The 13449-nt window shown below is 55.2% G+C and carries 15 protein-coding genes; 10 read left to right on the plus strand and 5 right to left on the minus strand.

Going from position 1 to position 13449, the window contains the following annotated elements:
- Positions 1-633: a cAMP-activated global transcriptional regulator CRP gene (gene crp, locus SD961_RS05390; RefSeq protein ID WP_034895576.1), complete on the minus strand. Its 633-nt coding sequence runs from the start codon at positions 631-633 to the stop codon at positions 1-3.
- Positions 634-941: 308 nt separating this feature from the next.
- On the opposite strand from crp, the gene SD961_RS05395 reads away from it, so the two are divergent.
- The gene (locus tag SD961_RS05395; RefSeq protein ID WP_318789356.1) at positions 942-1355 is read left to right on the plus strand and encodes an OsmC family protein; all 414 of its coding nucleotides are present in this window, start codon (positions 942-944) and stop codon (positions 1353-1355) included.
- 38 nt (positions 1356-1393) lie between these two features.
- Here SD961_RS05395 and SD961_RS05400 read toward each other — a convergent pair whose 3' ends face one another.
- Entirely contained in the window at positions 1394-2263 is an 870-nt protein-coding gene (locus SD961_RS05400) for a phosphoribulokinase (protein ID WP_318789357.1), read from the minus strand.
- A gap of 172 nt (positions 2264-2435) precedes the next feature.
- Here SD961_RS05400 and SD961_RS05405 point away from each other — a divergent pair, with 172 nt between their 5' ends.
- Entirely contained in the window at positions 2436-3233 is a 798-nt protein-coding gene (locus SD961_RS05405; RefSeq protein ID WP_318789358.1) for a creatininase family protein, read from the plus strand.
- Between the two features lie 62 nt (positions 3234-3295).
- Here the strand turns inward: SD961_RS05405 and SD961_RS05410 are convergent, their stop codons facing one another.
- Entirely contained in the window at positions 3296-4195 is a 900-nt protein-coding gene (locus SD961_RS05410; protein WP_318789359.1) for a LysR family transcriptional regulator, read from the minus strand.
- A 112-nt stretch (positions 4196-4307) separates the two neighbouring features.
- Between SD961_RS05410 and SD961_RS05415 the strand changes: the two genes are divergently transcribed.
- From SD961_RS05415 to SD961_RS05445, 7 genes are read left to right on the plus strand one after another with little or no spacing between them, the layout of a single operon-like run.
- A complete protein-coding gene (locus SD961_RS05415; protein WP_318789360.1) occupies positions 4308-5315 on the plus strand; it encodes a BMP family protein in 1008 nt (335 codons plus the stop codon).
- Positions 5316-5332: 17 nt separating this feature from the next.
- A complete protein-coding gene (locus SD961_RS05420; RefSeq protein WP_318789361.1) occupies positions 5333-6883 on the plus strand; it encodes an ABC transporter ATP-binding protein in 1551 nt (516 codons plus the stop codon).
- Positions 6867-7979, plus strand: coding sequence for an ABC transporter permease (locus SD961_RS05425; RefSeq protein WP_318789362.1), 1113 nt, complete (start codon positions 6867-6869; stop codon positions 7977-7979). The genes SD961_RS05420 and SD961_RS05425 overlap by 17 nt, the downstream gene beginning before the upstream one ends.
- Positions 7976-8914 (plus strand): ABC transporter permease, encoded by a 939-nt coding sequence (locus SD961_RS05430; RefSeq protein WP_318789363.1) that lies wholly within the window; start codon positions 7976-7978, stop codon positions 8912-8914. The genes SD961_RS05425 and SD961_RS05430 overlap by 4 nt, the downstream gene beginning before the upstream one ends.
- Before the next feature lie 3 nt (positions 8915-8917).
- The gene (locus tag SD961_RS05435) at positions 8918-9340 is read left to right on the plus strand and encodes a cupin domain-containing protein (RefSeq protein WP_318789364.1); all 423 of its coding nucleotides are present in this window, start codon (positions 8918-8920) and stop codon (positions 9338-9340) included.
- A 1-nt stretch (position 9341) separates the two neighbouring features.
- Positions 9342-10109, plus strand: a complete 768-nt coding sequence (locus SD961_RS05440) for a cysteine hydrolase family protein (RefSeq protein WP_318789365.1) — start codon at positions 9342-9344, stop codon at positions 10107-10109.
- Between the two features lie 9 nt (positions 10110-10118).
- Entirely contained in the window at positions 10119-11504 is a 1386-nt protein-coding gene (locus tag SD961_RS05445) for an amidohydrolase (RefSeq protein ID WP_318789366.1), read from the plus strand.
- Here SD961_RS05445 and SD961_RS05450 read toward each other — a convergent pair.
- The gene (locus SD961_RS05450) at positions 11501-11719 is read right to left on the minus strand and encodes a YheU family protein (protein WP_318789367.1); all 219 of its coding nucleotides are present in this window, start codon (positions 11717-11719) and stop codon (positions 11501-11503) included. The genes SD961_RS05445 and SD961_RS05450 overlap by 4 nt on opposite strands.
- 1 nt (position 11720) lies before the next feature.
- Positions 11721-12713, minus strand: coding sequence for a hydrolase (locus SD961_RS05455; protein ID WP_318789368.1), 993 nt, complete (start codon positions 12711-12713; stop codon positions 11721-11723).
- An 85-nt stretch (positions 12714-12798) separates the two neighbouring features.
- Between SD961_RS05455 and SD961_RS05460 the strand changes: the two genes are divergently transcribed.
- Positions 12799-13401: a LysE family translocator gene (locus SD961_RS05460; RefSeq protein WP_318789369.1), complete on the plus strand. Its 603-nt coding sequence runs from the start codon at positions 12799-12801 to the stop codon at positions 13399-13401.
- Positions 13402-13449: the final 48 nt, after the last annotated feature.

A 13449-nucleotide genomic window follows, 5' to 3' on the forward strand; every position in this document is an offset into this window, starting at 1 on the left:
TCAGCGTGTGCCGTAGACAACGATAGTTTTACCGTGTGCCGAGATCAGGTTCTGATCTTCCAGCATTTTCAGAATACGGCCTACCGTTTCGCGTGAGCAGCCAACAATCTGCCCAATCTCCTGACGGGTGATTTTGATCTGCATCCCGTCCGGGTGGGTCATGGCGTCGGGTTGCTTCGCCAGGTTCAGCAGGGTCTGCGCAATGCGACCTGTGACATCAAGGAAAGCTAAATTGCCTACTTTCTCTGAGGTAACCTGGAGTCGACTGGCCATCTGTGCCGAGAGGCGCATCAGAATGTCAGGATTAACCTGAATCAGCTGACGGAATTTTTTATAAGAGATTTCAGCCACTTCACAGGCTGTTTTCGCACGTACCCACGCGCTACGCTCCTGACCTTCTTCAAACAGGCCAAGTTCGCCAATGAAGTCACCCTGGTTGAGGTAAGAGAGGATCATCTCTTTGCCTTCTTCATCCTTGATAAGCACCGCTACTGCGCCTTTGACGATGTAGTAGAGGGTTTCTGCCTTTTCACCCTGATGAATCAGCGTGCTCTTGGATGGATACTTATGAATATGGCAATGTGACAGGAACCATTCAAGTGTCGGGTCTGTTTGCGGTTTGCCGAGAACCATTCGCTGTTATCCTCTGTTGTCATCGTGCCTAAATACAGGGGCAGAGTTCCCTGTCAGGCGTTGAAATAATCAAGCGTTTCCCATCAGGAAATGTATTCGGGCCTCTGTGAAAAGCCTGGCTCGTTATGTTGTCTCGTTTCGTCGTGCCTGTAGAGTACTGACGAAAATATTACAGCTTTGTTTGTAGCACAGCTTTCAGTGAGTGTCTTCTGTTGTCTCGCTTCAGCATAGTGTGAAAACTACCACATTGCCGTTTTTCAGGCTAAAGCGTAATCTGAGGTTAACTAAATGAATTAGAGGAACTTGTTATGCAGGCTCGGGTCAAGTGGGTTGAAGGGTTAACCTTTTTGGGAGAATCCTCATCGGGACATCAGGTATTGATGGATGGAAACGCCGGGGATAAAGCGCCAAGTCCGATGGAAATGGTGCTGATGGCAGCGGGCGGATGCAGCGCCATCGACGTGGTCTCTATTTTGCAGAAGGGCCGCCATAACGTAAAGGATTGTGAGGTGAAGCTCACCTCAGAGCGGCGTGAAGAGGCTCCCCGCCTCTTCACCCACATTAATCTGCACTTTATCATCAGCGGCGTCGGGCTGGGTGACAAAGCGGTATCGCGCGCCGTCGATCTCTCCGCAGAGAAGTATTGCTCTGTGGCGCTGATGCTGGGTAAAGGGGTTAATATGACCCACAGCTATGAAGTGATCGAATTACAGGAAAAGTAGTTCGCTGAGCATGGGAGTAACGTCTTTTTACCGGGGCGTTACTCAATTTTCTTACCCTGAATCAGACGTTTAACCAACGGCCCCATAATCAGCTCCATTGCCAGCCCCATTTTCCCGCCCGGCACCACCAGCGTATTGATATGCGAAATAAAGGATCCCTGCAGCATCGATAGCAGGTAGGGGAAGTCAATATCTTCCAGCGCCTGGAAGTGGATCACCACAAAGCTTTCATCCAGCGACGGGATAGCCCTGGCGGCAAAGGGATTGGAGGTATCCACCGTCGGCACGCGCTGGAAGTTAATGTGCGTGCGCGAAAACTGCGGCGTAATGAAGTTAATGTAATCCTCCATTGAGCGCACCACTGAGTCCATTACCGCTTCACGCGAATGGCCGCGTTCGCTGGTGTCTCGCACCAGCTTCTGGATCCACTCCAGGTTAACGATAGGCACGACGCCTACCAGCAGATCGACATGCGCAGCCACGTTATTCTGTGGGGTAACCACGCCACCGTGCAACCCTTCATAAAACAGCACGTCGGTAGGTTCGGGCAGCGGCTGCCAGGGTGTAAAGGTGCCCGGCACCTGATTCCACGGCACCGCTTCATCATAGGTATGCAGATACTTGCGGGATTTACCGCTGCCGGTGCGGCCATACTCGGTAAAGGTTTGTTCCAGCAGCGCAAAGTCGTTGGCCTCCGGGCCAAAATAGCTGATATGGCGGCCCATATCCCGCGCCTTGCGGATCGCCATATCCATTTCAGGGCGGGTATAGCGGTGAAAGCTGTCCCCTTCCACTTCGGCGGCATGCAGGCCAAGCTGCTGAAAAATCTTTCTGAAGGCCAGGCTGGTGGTGGTGGTTCCCGCCCCGCTGGAACCCGTTACGGCAATCACCGGATGTTTGGCTGACATGCATATACCTCCCTGAGAAAAGTCGCTTCGCATTGGTACCATGTTTCAGGCATGGGTGTCATCTCTGTCGCCTTCTGATGCTTAAAAAGCAACGCTCCGCCGCAATTTTGCTGCTTCAATTCGCGCGTGAAAACGATCAGACTTAAAAAAATTGTGCAGGAGAGTACGCCTTATGAATATGCCTTCTTCCCGCTGGTGGTGGGATCTCTCCACCCGTGAGTTCAGCGAGCTGGAAATGGACAAAGTTATCGCAATATTGCCGATTGGAGCAGTAGAGCAACATGGCCCTCATCTGCCTGTCAGGGTGGATGCGGCGATCAATGCCGGGATCGTCGCCCGGGCAGTGGAAATGATGCCTGAAAATCTTCCAGTCCTGATCCTTCCGGCTCTGCCCATTGGTAAGTCAGACGAGCACCTTAACTTTCCGGGCACGTTAACCCTTCCTTATGATGTGCTGGGTAAAGTATGGTTTGAAGTGGCTAAAAGTGCCTGGCGGGCAGGGGTCCGCAAGCTTATTTTCTGGAACTCACATGGCGGACAGCCCCAACTGATGGAAATCGTCTGCCGTCAGTTGCGAATTGAGCTGAACATGTTTGCCGTAGGGGCGAGCTGGTTTCGCACGATCGATTCTGCCGATCTGTTTTGCGCTGAAGAGTTACAGCATGGGATCCACGGTGGTGAATCAGAAACCAGCGTGATGCTCCATTTACACCCCGAACTGGTGCAAATGGAGCATGCGGAAAATTTTGTTTCCGCCTCCGTAGCTCTGGCCGAAAAGGGCGGTATTCTCACCCCTGAAGGCGGCGTGGGATTTGGCTGGATGGCTGAAGACCTGCACCCCTCTGGTACCACGGGGAACGCGGCGGCGGCTGATGCTGAGCGCGGAAAGGTTGAGACCGATCGCGCTGCTGAAGCGTTGATCAAACTGATTCAGGAAGTGCAGGCCTTTACACCCTCTTTCCAACGCTAAGACGGCTTTACTGCTGCGCCTGTTTTGCCCTGATGGCCGAACAGGCCAGCTTCCTTCGGATATCACGCCATCTGGTTCATCATGGCTTTGATCGTCTCCGCCAGTACGCTGCCGATGGCGCTGGTTCCGCGATCGTGCCCTATTAGCATTAAGGTCTGCGCCTGCTGTGAAAGCTCTCTTACCGGGATATAGATTAAACGACCGCTGCGCAGATCGAATTCGATATCAAACGGGGTTAAAAAAGTTAAGGCCTGATCGACCATCGCCGCCTGGCGCATCACCTCAATGGAATTCGTTTCGATAACAGGATGTACAGTCACCATCGCCCTTGAAAAAAGCTCATTCAGATAGGGACGGATAACCATCGATTTATCAGCAATGACCAGAGAATGAGGAACACAGTCGCTCAGGCGGAGGCTGGTTTTATCCGCCAGGGGATGGCCAGGGGCGACCACCGCACCCAGCCTGCCCACCGCACTGCCCAATTTGCGCAGAGAAGGTGGCAGGTCAAAGTCAAATCCCAACCCTAAATCTGCCTCTCCTGAAGCGACTGCGCTGGTAATATCTTCCCCCGTAGTCATTTGTCTGAGGATCAGTTTTACGCGTGGATTTGCCCTGCGAAACTCTGCTGCCATACGTGGAATAAGATTGGCCGCCAGCCCGCTCATCATGGCCACTGTGACTTCGCCCCGCCTCAGTCCCTTCAGCTCTTCAATCTTGATCTGTGCCCATTCCAGCTCTTTAAACGTTTGCCGCACGTGATGAATCAGCACTTCTCCCGCTGCTGTTAACACCATTTTACGCGGCAGACGTTGAAACAAGGGCGTCCCCAGCTCCTCCTCCAGCGCCAGGATCTGGCGATTAATGGCAGAAGCAGAGATATGCAGCCGACCAGCGGCTTTACGAATTGACCCACTGCGAGCGACCTCATCCAGATAGGTCCACAGCCGATGTTGCAGCATGAAAATCTCCGTGCGTTGCCTTTAAGGCATCAATGAGTACGAAAATACGTGCTTTTAAGGTAACGAAAATCGCGGCATAACTAAATCATCTTGAGCTAAGGGGGCATAAAAAATGGCAGGTGTAAGTCGCAGGGGATTTGCAAAAATGCTGGCGGGCGCGGTGTTGCTGCCTGCGTTGGCGCCGTTACTGTCCAGCAATGCGCTGGCCGCCGATAAAAATATCAAAATAGCTCTGCTGTTGCCCGGCTCAGTCGCCGATGGCGGCTGGAGCATGCTGGCTTATCAGGGGTTGCAGGCTCTGAAGAAAGAGGGTTTTACGGTAGCCTGGAGCGAAAGCGTGCCGCAGGCTCAAATGGAGCAGGTCATCAGAGGCTATGCTGATGACGGTTTCACCTTGATTATTGGCCACAGTTTTGAGTATGGCTCCGCCTTTGCGGAAATCGCGCCTGATTACCCGGATACCGACTTCTTTGCCTCTACGTTCAAACCTGACGAAAAGGTTGTGGACAACGTGGAGTACGTCAACCTGGCTTATCTGCAGGCTGCCTATGCTGCTGGCGCTCTGGCTGCGCTGATCTCTGACAAGGGCAAAGCCGTCGGCTTTGTGGGCGGCGGCGACAACCCCACGCAGCAGGCGATGATGCGTGCCTTTATTGCCGGCGCGGAGAAAACGCGTCCGGGTGTTAAAGGATTGGGTGTAGTCACCGGCGACTATGATAACGCGGCAAAAGGGCGGGAGGCTGCAACAACAATGATTGGTAACGGGGCAGATGTTATCTGGCACGCCGCTGATGTCACCGGATTAGGCGCTCTGCAGGGGGCGGCGGCAGCTAAAGTCAAAGCCATAGGCTGCTATGCCGATCAAAAAGATGTCTCGCCTGATTATATTGCCTGCAGTCTGAAACAAAATCTCGACTGGATGGTGCAGGAGGTCGGTGACTCGGTCGGGAAAAAAACCTTTATGGGTGGCAAAGAGTGGTCGCCAACTGTGGCTAAAGCCTGGTCTGTTGTTCATGGCAGCGAGCAGTTCAACAGCAAGCTGGTAAGCCCGGAGGCCTGGCAGAAATTCACGGCTATCTGGCAACAGCTGGATAACGGCAGCATCGTCCCTGCAGTGTAAGCAAAGGATCCTCTGTCATGGCACCAGCTCCTTCAATCCGTGTTGCGCTCAATAATATAACCAGACGTTTTGCTCGCGTCACGGCCAACGACCGTGTGTCGATGCAGGTTGCATCAGGCGAAATTCATGCTCTGCTCGGTGAAAACGGCGCGGGGAAAAGCACCCTGATGCAGATCCTCTACGGCCTGTATCAACCCGATGAGGGGGAGATTGTCATTGAAGGAAAGCCCGTCACGCTGCGCGATCCCGGTGATGCCATCGCCTGCGGCATCGGCATGGTGCATCAGGAATTTATGCTGGTGCAGCCCATGACCGTGGTCGAGAACGTGATCCTCGGACTGAAAGAGAGCCATAGCGGCCACCTGAATTTACGGGCGGCCGCTGCACGTCTGCAACATCTGTCCGATCGGCATGGGTTAGCGATCGATCCCTGGGCGCAGGTTCAGCATTTGCCGATTGGCGTGCAGCAGCGGGTGGAGATCCTCAAGCTGCTCTATCGTGATGCCAGCGTACTGATCCTGGATGAGCCAACCGCCGTGCTCACTCCGCAGGAGAAAGCAGGGCTTTTCGCCACCCTGAAATCCCTGCGGGCGGAAGGTCGCTCGGTCATTATTGTGACTCATAAACTTTATGAAATCATGGCAGTAGCAGACCGTGTTTCCGTGATGCGTGGCGGAAAGATGATCGATACCGTTGCGGTATCGGAAACTTCAGAAACCGATCTGGCACGACGGATGGTCGGGCGTGACGTAGTGCTGCGGGTGGAAAAATCCCCCTGCCAGCCAGGACCGGAGGTTCTGCATGTGGACAATATTGCCGTGCGCGATGAAACCGGACAGCAGAAAATTTGGCGCGCCTCGCTGAAAGTGGCCGCCGGAGAAATCCTGGGTATTGCCGGGGTAGACGGGAACGGGCAGTCGGAACTGGCGGACGCCTTACTGAATCTGCGTGAAGTAGAGGCTGGCCGGATCTGGCTGGGAGCCGAGGAGATCACTGAACTTTCAACAGCGGGACGGCGGGCTAAAGGAATGGGGTTTATACCCGCCGATCGCCGTGGCGTGGGTTCGGTTACCTCTCTCTCTATTGCTGACAACGCCATGTTGGGCGCGCAGCAAAGTTTTACCCATGCCCGCGGCTGGTTGCTGGACCGCAAGAAAATCGCTCTTCATGCAAGGGCGATAATTAATCACTTCAAAGTCCGCACGCCCGACATCGATTTCGAAGCGGGAAAACTGTCCGGCGGCAATTTGCAAAAATTAATTCTGGGCCGGGAAGTGGCGCGCAAACCGCGGTTGCTGATAGTTGAACAGCCTACGCGAGGTCTGGATGTTGGCGCAGTAGAAGCCGTATGGCAGGCCCTGCTGGCCGCACGGGACAGCGGATGCGCCATTGTGATGATCTCCGCTGAACTGGAAGAGATCCTCAATCTTTCGGACCGCATAGCCGTAATGTATAGCGGACAAATCGCCGGCATTCTTGATGCTTCACAAGCCACGCCAGAAAAGCTGGGCGAGCTGATGGCTGGCGGGAAACTTTCTTCAGGGGCAGACAATGATCAGGCTGCTTGAAAAAAGGCTGGCTCCAGCGGACTCCTCTTCGGCCATTGCCGCTACAACCCTGGGCGCGATGCTGGTGGCTTTCCTGCTTGCCGGCCTGCTGTTTATTCCCTTTGGCGGCGATCCCCTGAGCGCCTATGGCTTTCTGTTTCGTGAAGCTTTCGGGTCGGTCCGCAGAGCAGGATTGACGTTGGTGCAGGCGACGCCGCTGATCCTGATCGCGCTCGGCACGATTGTGATCTGGCGAGCAGGGCTGGGCTATATCGGCTTTGAAGGCTGTTTTTTAGTGGGGGCTGCAGCGGCAAGCTGGGTTGCGCTGGCTGGCACGCCACAGGGAATGCCATGGACGTTGCCAGTTTGGGGCTACTGGCCAGCGGTTATCCTGGCCGCTTTCGCAGCCGGTTCGCTCTGGGCGGGATGGGTAGGCTATTTACGGGTGAAGTTCGGCGGTAATGATGTTCTTATCTCGCTGATGGCAAATTATGTCGCCCTCTTTTTAATTCAGTATCTGGTTTCCGGCCCGATGCGGGCAGCAGGCGATCTGCCGCAGACGCCACGTTTACCCAAAGAGAGTTGGCTGCCCTTTATCATGGACGGCATGCGTGCGCACTGGGGGCTGGGTATTGCGCTGGTGGCCACGCTCTACGTCTGGTGGCTGATCCGGTCAACTCCAGCCGGTTTCGAAATTATCGTGAGCGGGCTGAATCCGAAAGCGGCACGCTACAGCGGAATCGATGTTGGCAGGCGGCAAATGAGCGCCGTGCTGTTAGGCGGTGGCCTGGCCGCGCTGGCGGGACTTTGTGCGGTATTAGGGGTGCAACACCGTCTGATGGAAGGACTCTCTGGCGGAGTGGGATTTATTGGGGTGGTGGTTGCGCTGCTGGCGAGGCTCAATCCTTTGCTGGTGATCCCCACAGCCATACTCTATGGCGGTCTTGAAGTGGGCGGAAGCGCAATGCAGCGCCAGACGGGGTTACCCACCTCCGTGGTGCTGATCCTGCAAAGTCTGGTGGTGATCCTGATTCTGGCAGGCGACATTTTACGTTATTACCGTCTGCGCTGGCCTGCCAGAGCCGTTCACTCTTCATTATCGGAGGAAAAATTATGAGTACGGTAATGACGATTGATACGGCTTTTATTGTGACCTGGCTGGCGGCGGCTGTGCGGTTAGCCGGTCCGGTACTGTTGGCCGCGCTGGGAGAGATCTATGCCGAGCGGGCTGGCGTGCTGAACATTGGGCTTGAAGGCACCATTCTGATGGGCGCGCTGGCCAGCTATATGACCGCTGTTTACAGCGGATCCACCGCGCTGGGCTTCATCGCCGGAGGCTTTGCCGGGGTGATGGTCGGCCTGCTGCTGGCGGCACTCTATCTGCGTGCTCATGCCAGTCAGATAGTCATCGGCATTGTTTTTAATATTCTTGCCGGAGGCGTGGCGACCTGGATCTATTCTCTGGTGATGGGGAATGCCTCTTCACCGGTGATCAAAATGCTCGATCCCATTTATCTACCCGGTCTCTCATCGCTACCCGGCATAGGGCCAGTCCTGTTCAGCCAGCCGTTGCCGCTCTATCTCACCTTGCTGCTGGTGGGTGTCGCTCATTATGGCCTGTTTTATACCCGCTTCGGCCTTTCGCTGCGAGCGGTGGGTGAAAATCCCCGGGCGGCCCATGCTGCCGGCCTTAACGTATTGCGTATCCGTACCTGGGCAGTGCTTCTCTCTTGCCTGGGCGGTGGGCTGGCAGGCAGCTATCTGGTGACAGCTCAGATTGGCTTATTCCGCGATAATATTGTCAGCGGTCAGGGGTTTATCGCGCTCGCTATCGTTATTTTTGGTCGCTGGAGTCCGGTGAAAGCCCTGATTGCCGCTTTTATCTTTGGCGCTGCCGATGCCCTGCAGCTTTCGCTTCAGCTGTTTGAAAGTAGCCTTCCCCCGCAGGTCTTGCTGGCGCTGCCTTATCTGCTCACGATCCTCGCCATGTCGGGCGTTGTGGGACGTACAGTACAGCCTGCGGCGTTAACTCAGCCTTATCGCAAGGAGTAATGGATGAAAAATTTCCGCCTGACCAATCCAGCGGAGGCTCAGGTCTTCCGCATCAGTCCTGAAGATACCAACTACTTTGCCGTGCTGTTCGATCGGCATCAGGACGGCATCGAAAACATCTTTGTGGTGGAGATTTTCACCGTCGGGGGAGCCACCCCACCAAACGAACACGCCCATGCGCATGAGTTTTTCTACGTCCTGGAAGGGCAAGGCGTGGCAAGCTGCAACGGCGATGAAGTGTCGATTGCTAAAGGGGATGCTCTGCTGCTGCATCCGGGTAATGAGCACCTGATCCGCAACACCGGCAGCAGCAAGCTCTACACCCTTACGGTGATGACGCCTGATGAAGGCTTTGCGGAGCTGATTCGCAGCGGCCAGCCGATGGCGCTGGATGAAGAAGATTTGCGTGTATTAAGCGGGGGTTGATATGTCATCAGGACTGAATCCCCTGGGAAGCGCGGCGCGTAATCAGTGGCGCGTCTCTGCTGGTGAGGTGAATATGGTGCGTGCATCCGTGCCTCAGGAGCCAGCCACTTTACGCAGCCGGGGCAGGGAGATCACCTTTGATTTACAGCGAACTGCGCTGCTGGTGATTGATATGCAGAATGACTTTTGCCATCCCGAGGGATGGCTCGGTCATATCGGGGTGGATATCACGCCAGCGCGGACGCCCATTGCACCGCTGCAATCTTTGCTACCGCCATTGCGTGCTGCCAACGTTCCGATCATCTGGCTTAACTGGGGCAACCGGCCTGACAAGCTGAATCTCAGCCCCGCTTTACTGCATGTTTATAATGCAGACGGAGCCAGTGTTGGGCTGGGCGATCCGCTGCCAGTCTCCGGCTCGCCGGTGCTGCAGGAAGGAAGCTGGGCTGCGGAGGTGGTGGATGAACTGCGGCCTGCGGCAGAGGATATTCGCATCAGCAAATATCGTATGTCGGGCTTTCAGGACACCGTTCTCGACAGCGTTTTACGCAATCTGGGTATCACCACGCTACTGTTTGCGGGCGTCAATGCAGATCAATGTGTGCTGTGTACGCTGCAGGATGCGAACTTCCATGGTTATGACTGCCTGTTGCTGGAAGATTGTAGCGCCACTACTTCTCCAGCTTTTTGTCTGGAAGCGACGTTATACAACGTGCAGCAATGTTTTGGTTTTGTCGTGAGTTCGGCTGAGCTTTTGCCACAACTTTAAGGAGGTTTCTTGTCCTATCTTCTTGCCGATGGCTGGATAATCACCATGAATCCGGACCGCGATATTTTCCAGCAGGCCAGCCTGCTGATTAGCGGAGATCGCATTGCCGCGATTGGCTCGCGCGCAACCCTACAGGCAGCGAACCCGGAGGCGGAGGTTATCGACTGCCGTGACAGTATTATTATGCCTGGCATGGTAAATACGCATACCCATCTTTTTCAGACTCTGCTGAAAGGGCTGGGCGATGATATGGTGCTGAAAAAGTGGTTTACCTGCATGACCGGTCCCAGTGCCGTAGCACTGACGGAAGAAGATGTGTTTGCTGCGGCTTTACACGGTTGTGTGGAATCAATCCGGTCAGGCGTGACCTCCCTGGTGGACTTTATGTATGCACATCCCCGTCCGGGATTAACGGCAAAAGTCATTGAAGCCTTTGAGCTGAGCGGCATCCGGGGGCATGTCTGCCGTGGATTTCTGACTACCGGCGCAGAACACGGTATTCCTACGGAGCTGATCGAAACGCCTGAGGCAGCGCTGGCCGATGCCCGCCAGGTTATTCACCGCTATCACCGTCCTGATGGACGGGTAAAAGTGGGACTGGCTCCCAGCATGATCTGGGCGCTGGATGAAAAAGTTTTGCGTGGGACAAGGGCGCTGGCGAACGAAACCGGCGTGCTGATTACCACCCATGTGGCCGAAACGGACTTTGAAATCGCTCAGTCGCAACTGCGCTTTCAGAGTAGCGATACGGAGTTTTTAAGCGATATCGGTTTTCTGGGACCGGACGTGCTGGCCGTCCATTGCGTTCAGTGCAGCTCGCGGGATATCCGTGCATTGAAGCACCATGATGTCCGGGTTTCCCACAACCCCTGTAGTAACCTTTACCTGGCCTCGGGCATTCCACCGATACCAGAAATGTTGGCTGCCGGCCTGACGGTGGGGCTGGGTTCCGATGGACCAGCCAGCAGCAACAACCACAGTCTGTTCCAGGCAATGAAAACGGCAGCACTGATGCAGAAGGGTGTCCATCGCGATCCGACCATCATGACCGCAGAAAAGGTGATGGAGATGGCAACCATCGATGGTGCGCGAGCTATCGGGCTTGACCATCTGGTGGGATCGCTGGAAGTGGGTAAAAAAGCGGATGTTATCGTTATTGGCACGGATCATCCCGCTATGACGCCGATTCATCATCCTGTTTCAGCGCTGGTCTATTCTGCACTAGGCCATGAAGTGACTGATGTCTTTATCGATGGTGAGCCGGTGATGCGTAACGGCACCTTAACACGGGTTGATCAGCGAGAAGTCCTGCTGCGCTCCCGCCTTGCTGCCTCGTCGCTGGCGGTCAGAACCGGGAATGATAAACCCCGGCCCTGGCGCTCAGCCACCTTTTAACGGGTGACCGAACCGCGCGGCATAATATTGACCGTCTCGTGCAGCTCAGACCAGACCAGTACCGCTTCGCCGCTGGTTAACTGGCGGCGAACGTCTTTCACCTTCTGTTCCAGCGAGCGTTCCTGCTCGCCGTAATCGGTACCTTCTCGCAGGACAAAAGATTCAATCAGGTTGTCCAGGGTGTCACTGTCTAAGTCTTTCCAGGGAATTATCACGTTAGTTGTCCAGCCAGGTTGAAAGCCATTGCGGAATGCGTTGTTCAAGCCACATCTGAGGCTTGCGCAGGGTGCCGCCAACAAAACCCACGTGCCCGCCATAGTCTGTCAACTGGTAGGTGACAGCGGAAGGCAGCAAATGGGCGGCGGGGATCACCTCATGAGTCATAAAGGGATCGTCTTTAGCATGGATGATCAGTAACGGTTTCTCCACTTTGGGTAGTAAAGGCATTGCGCTGCAGCGGCGATAATAGTCGGTGGCGTCCAGGAAACCGTGGGCACGAGCGGTGATCGCATCATCAAAGTCGCGCAACTTTTTCAGCGCCCTGAGTCCCTTTAGCTCGATGGGCAGCGTGCCCGGCCAGGCAAGGAGCTTGCGCTCCGCATTCTGTTTAAGAAGAGAGAGCAGATAGCGCTGATAGAAACGGGAAACTCCCTGCTCCAGCTTCAGGCTGCAAGGTTCCAGCATTAACGGGGCCGATACCACCACACCCGCATCCAGCGCGCAGGCTGCTCCCTGTTCGCCCATCAGGCAGGCCAGCATGTTGCCGCCGAGCGAGAAGCCGACAGCAGCAGTAGGGACGCGCCCCCACTCCTCACGCAGCCAGGTGAGAAAATAGCTGGCATCGCCGGTTTCTCCGGAGTGATAGATGCGTTGCAGGCGGTTGGGTACGCCGCTACAGCCGCGAAAATGCATCACGACGCCCAGCCAGCCGCGTTCTTTGCAGACCTGAAGCAGCCCGTGCGCATAGGGACTGTGAACACTGCCTTCCAGACCATGAAACAGTACCACTCGCGGTTTATGTCGGGCGCGGGCCGGATCTTCGCTCCAGGCGAGATCGACAAAATCCGTATCTGGCAGGGTAAGTCTCTGCCAGTGAGGCGTGAGCAACATGCGGCGGCGAACCAGCCGTGGCAGAATGGTTTGCAGATGTGCATTACTCATGCCGGGGAGTGGCTGAAACGGCATGGACGCAGGTTGATTAAAATTCATGTTCAAAATGCTTGTACGATCTCTGTCACATTGCTAGCTTCGTGTGGTTCGTTTCTGGTCAGGGGGTGAGGAGCACCCGTTTTATATGGAACTGAGTCTGTTTTTATCAATGTTGGGCTTTTTATGGGTGGCGGCTATCACGCCGGGACCTAATAATATGTTACTCACCGCCTCCGGCGCCAATTTTGGTTTTCTTCGCTCGTTATGGCTGATGATCGGCATCATGATTGGCATGCAGGTAATGCTGCTGATGGTAGCGTTTGGCATTGGTGGGCTGATTCTGCTTTATCCCTCTCTGCACCTGGTGCTGAAAATTGGCGGAAGCCTCTATCTTCTCTGGCTGGCATGGAAAATCGGCACGGCTGAGTATGAGAAGCTGGAAACGGATAATGCACCCACCGCGCCAATGCCCTTCTGGCAGGGTGGCCTGCTACAGCTGATTAACCCTAAAGCCTGGCTGATGGCTCTGGGGGCCGTGGCCAGCTTCAGCCTGGCCGGGGAAGCCTACCAAAGCTCGGTGGTCGCCATCAGCATTGGCATGGCGCTGGTCAATTTGGTGTCAGGTATAATCTGGCTGGGCTTTGGCGCGGTGATTGGCCGTGTCCTGCGCAGCCGACGTGCCTGGACTATTTTTAACGTTGCGATGGGTCTGCTGACCGCCGCCTGCGTACTGCTTATCTGGCATTAACAGCCTCTGCCTCTGAGAAGCCACCGCACTGCGGTGGTTTTTTTATGG

Source organism: Erwinia sp. MMLR14_017 (genome assembly GCF_033657285.1).
In the GTDB taxonomy this organism is placed as follows: Bacteria; Pseudomonadota; Gammaproteobacteria; order Enterobacterales; family Enterobacteriaceae; genus Erwinia.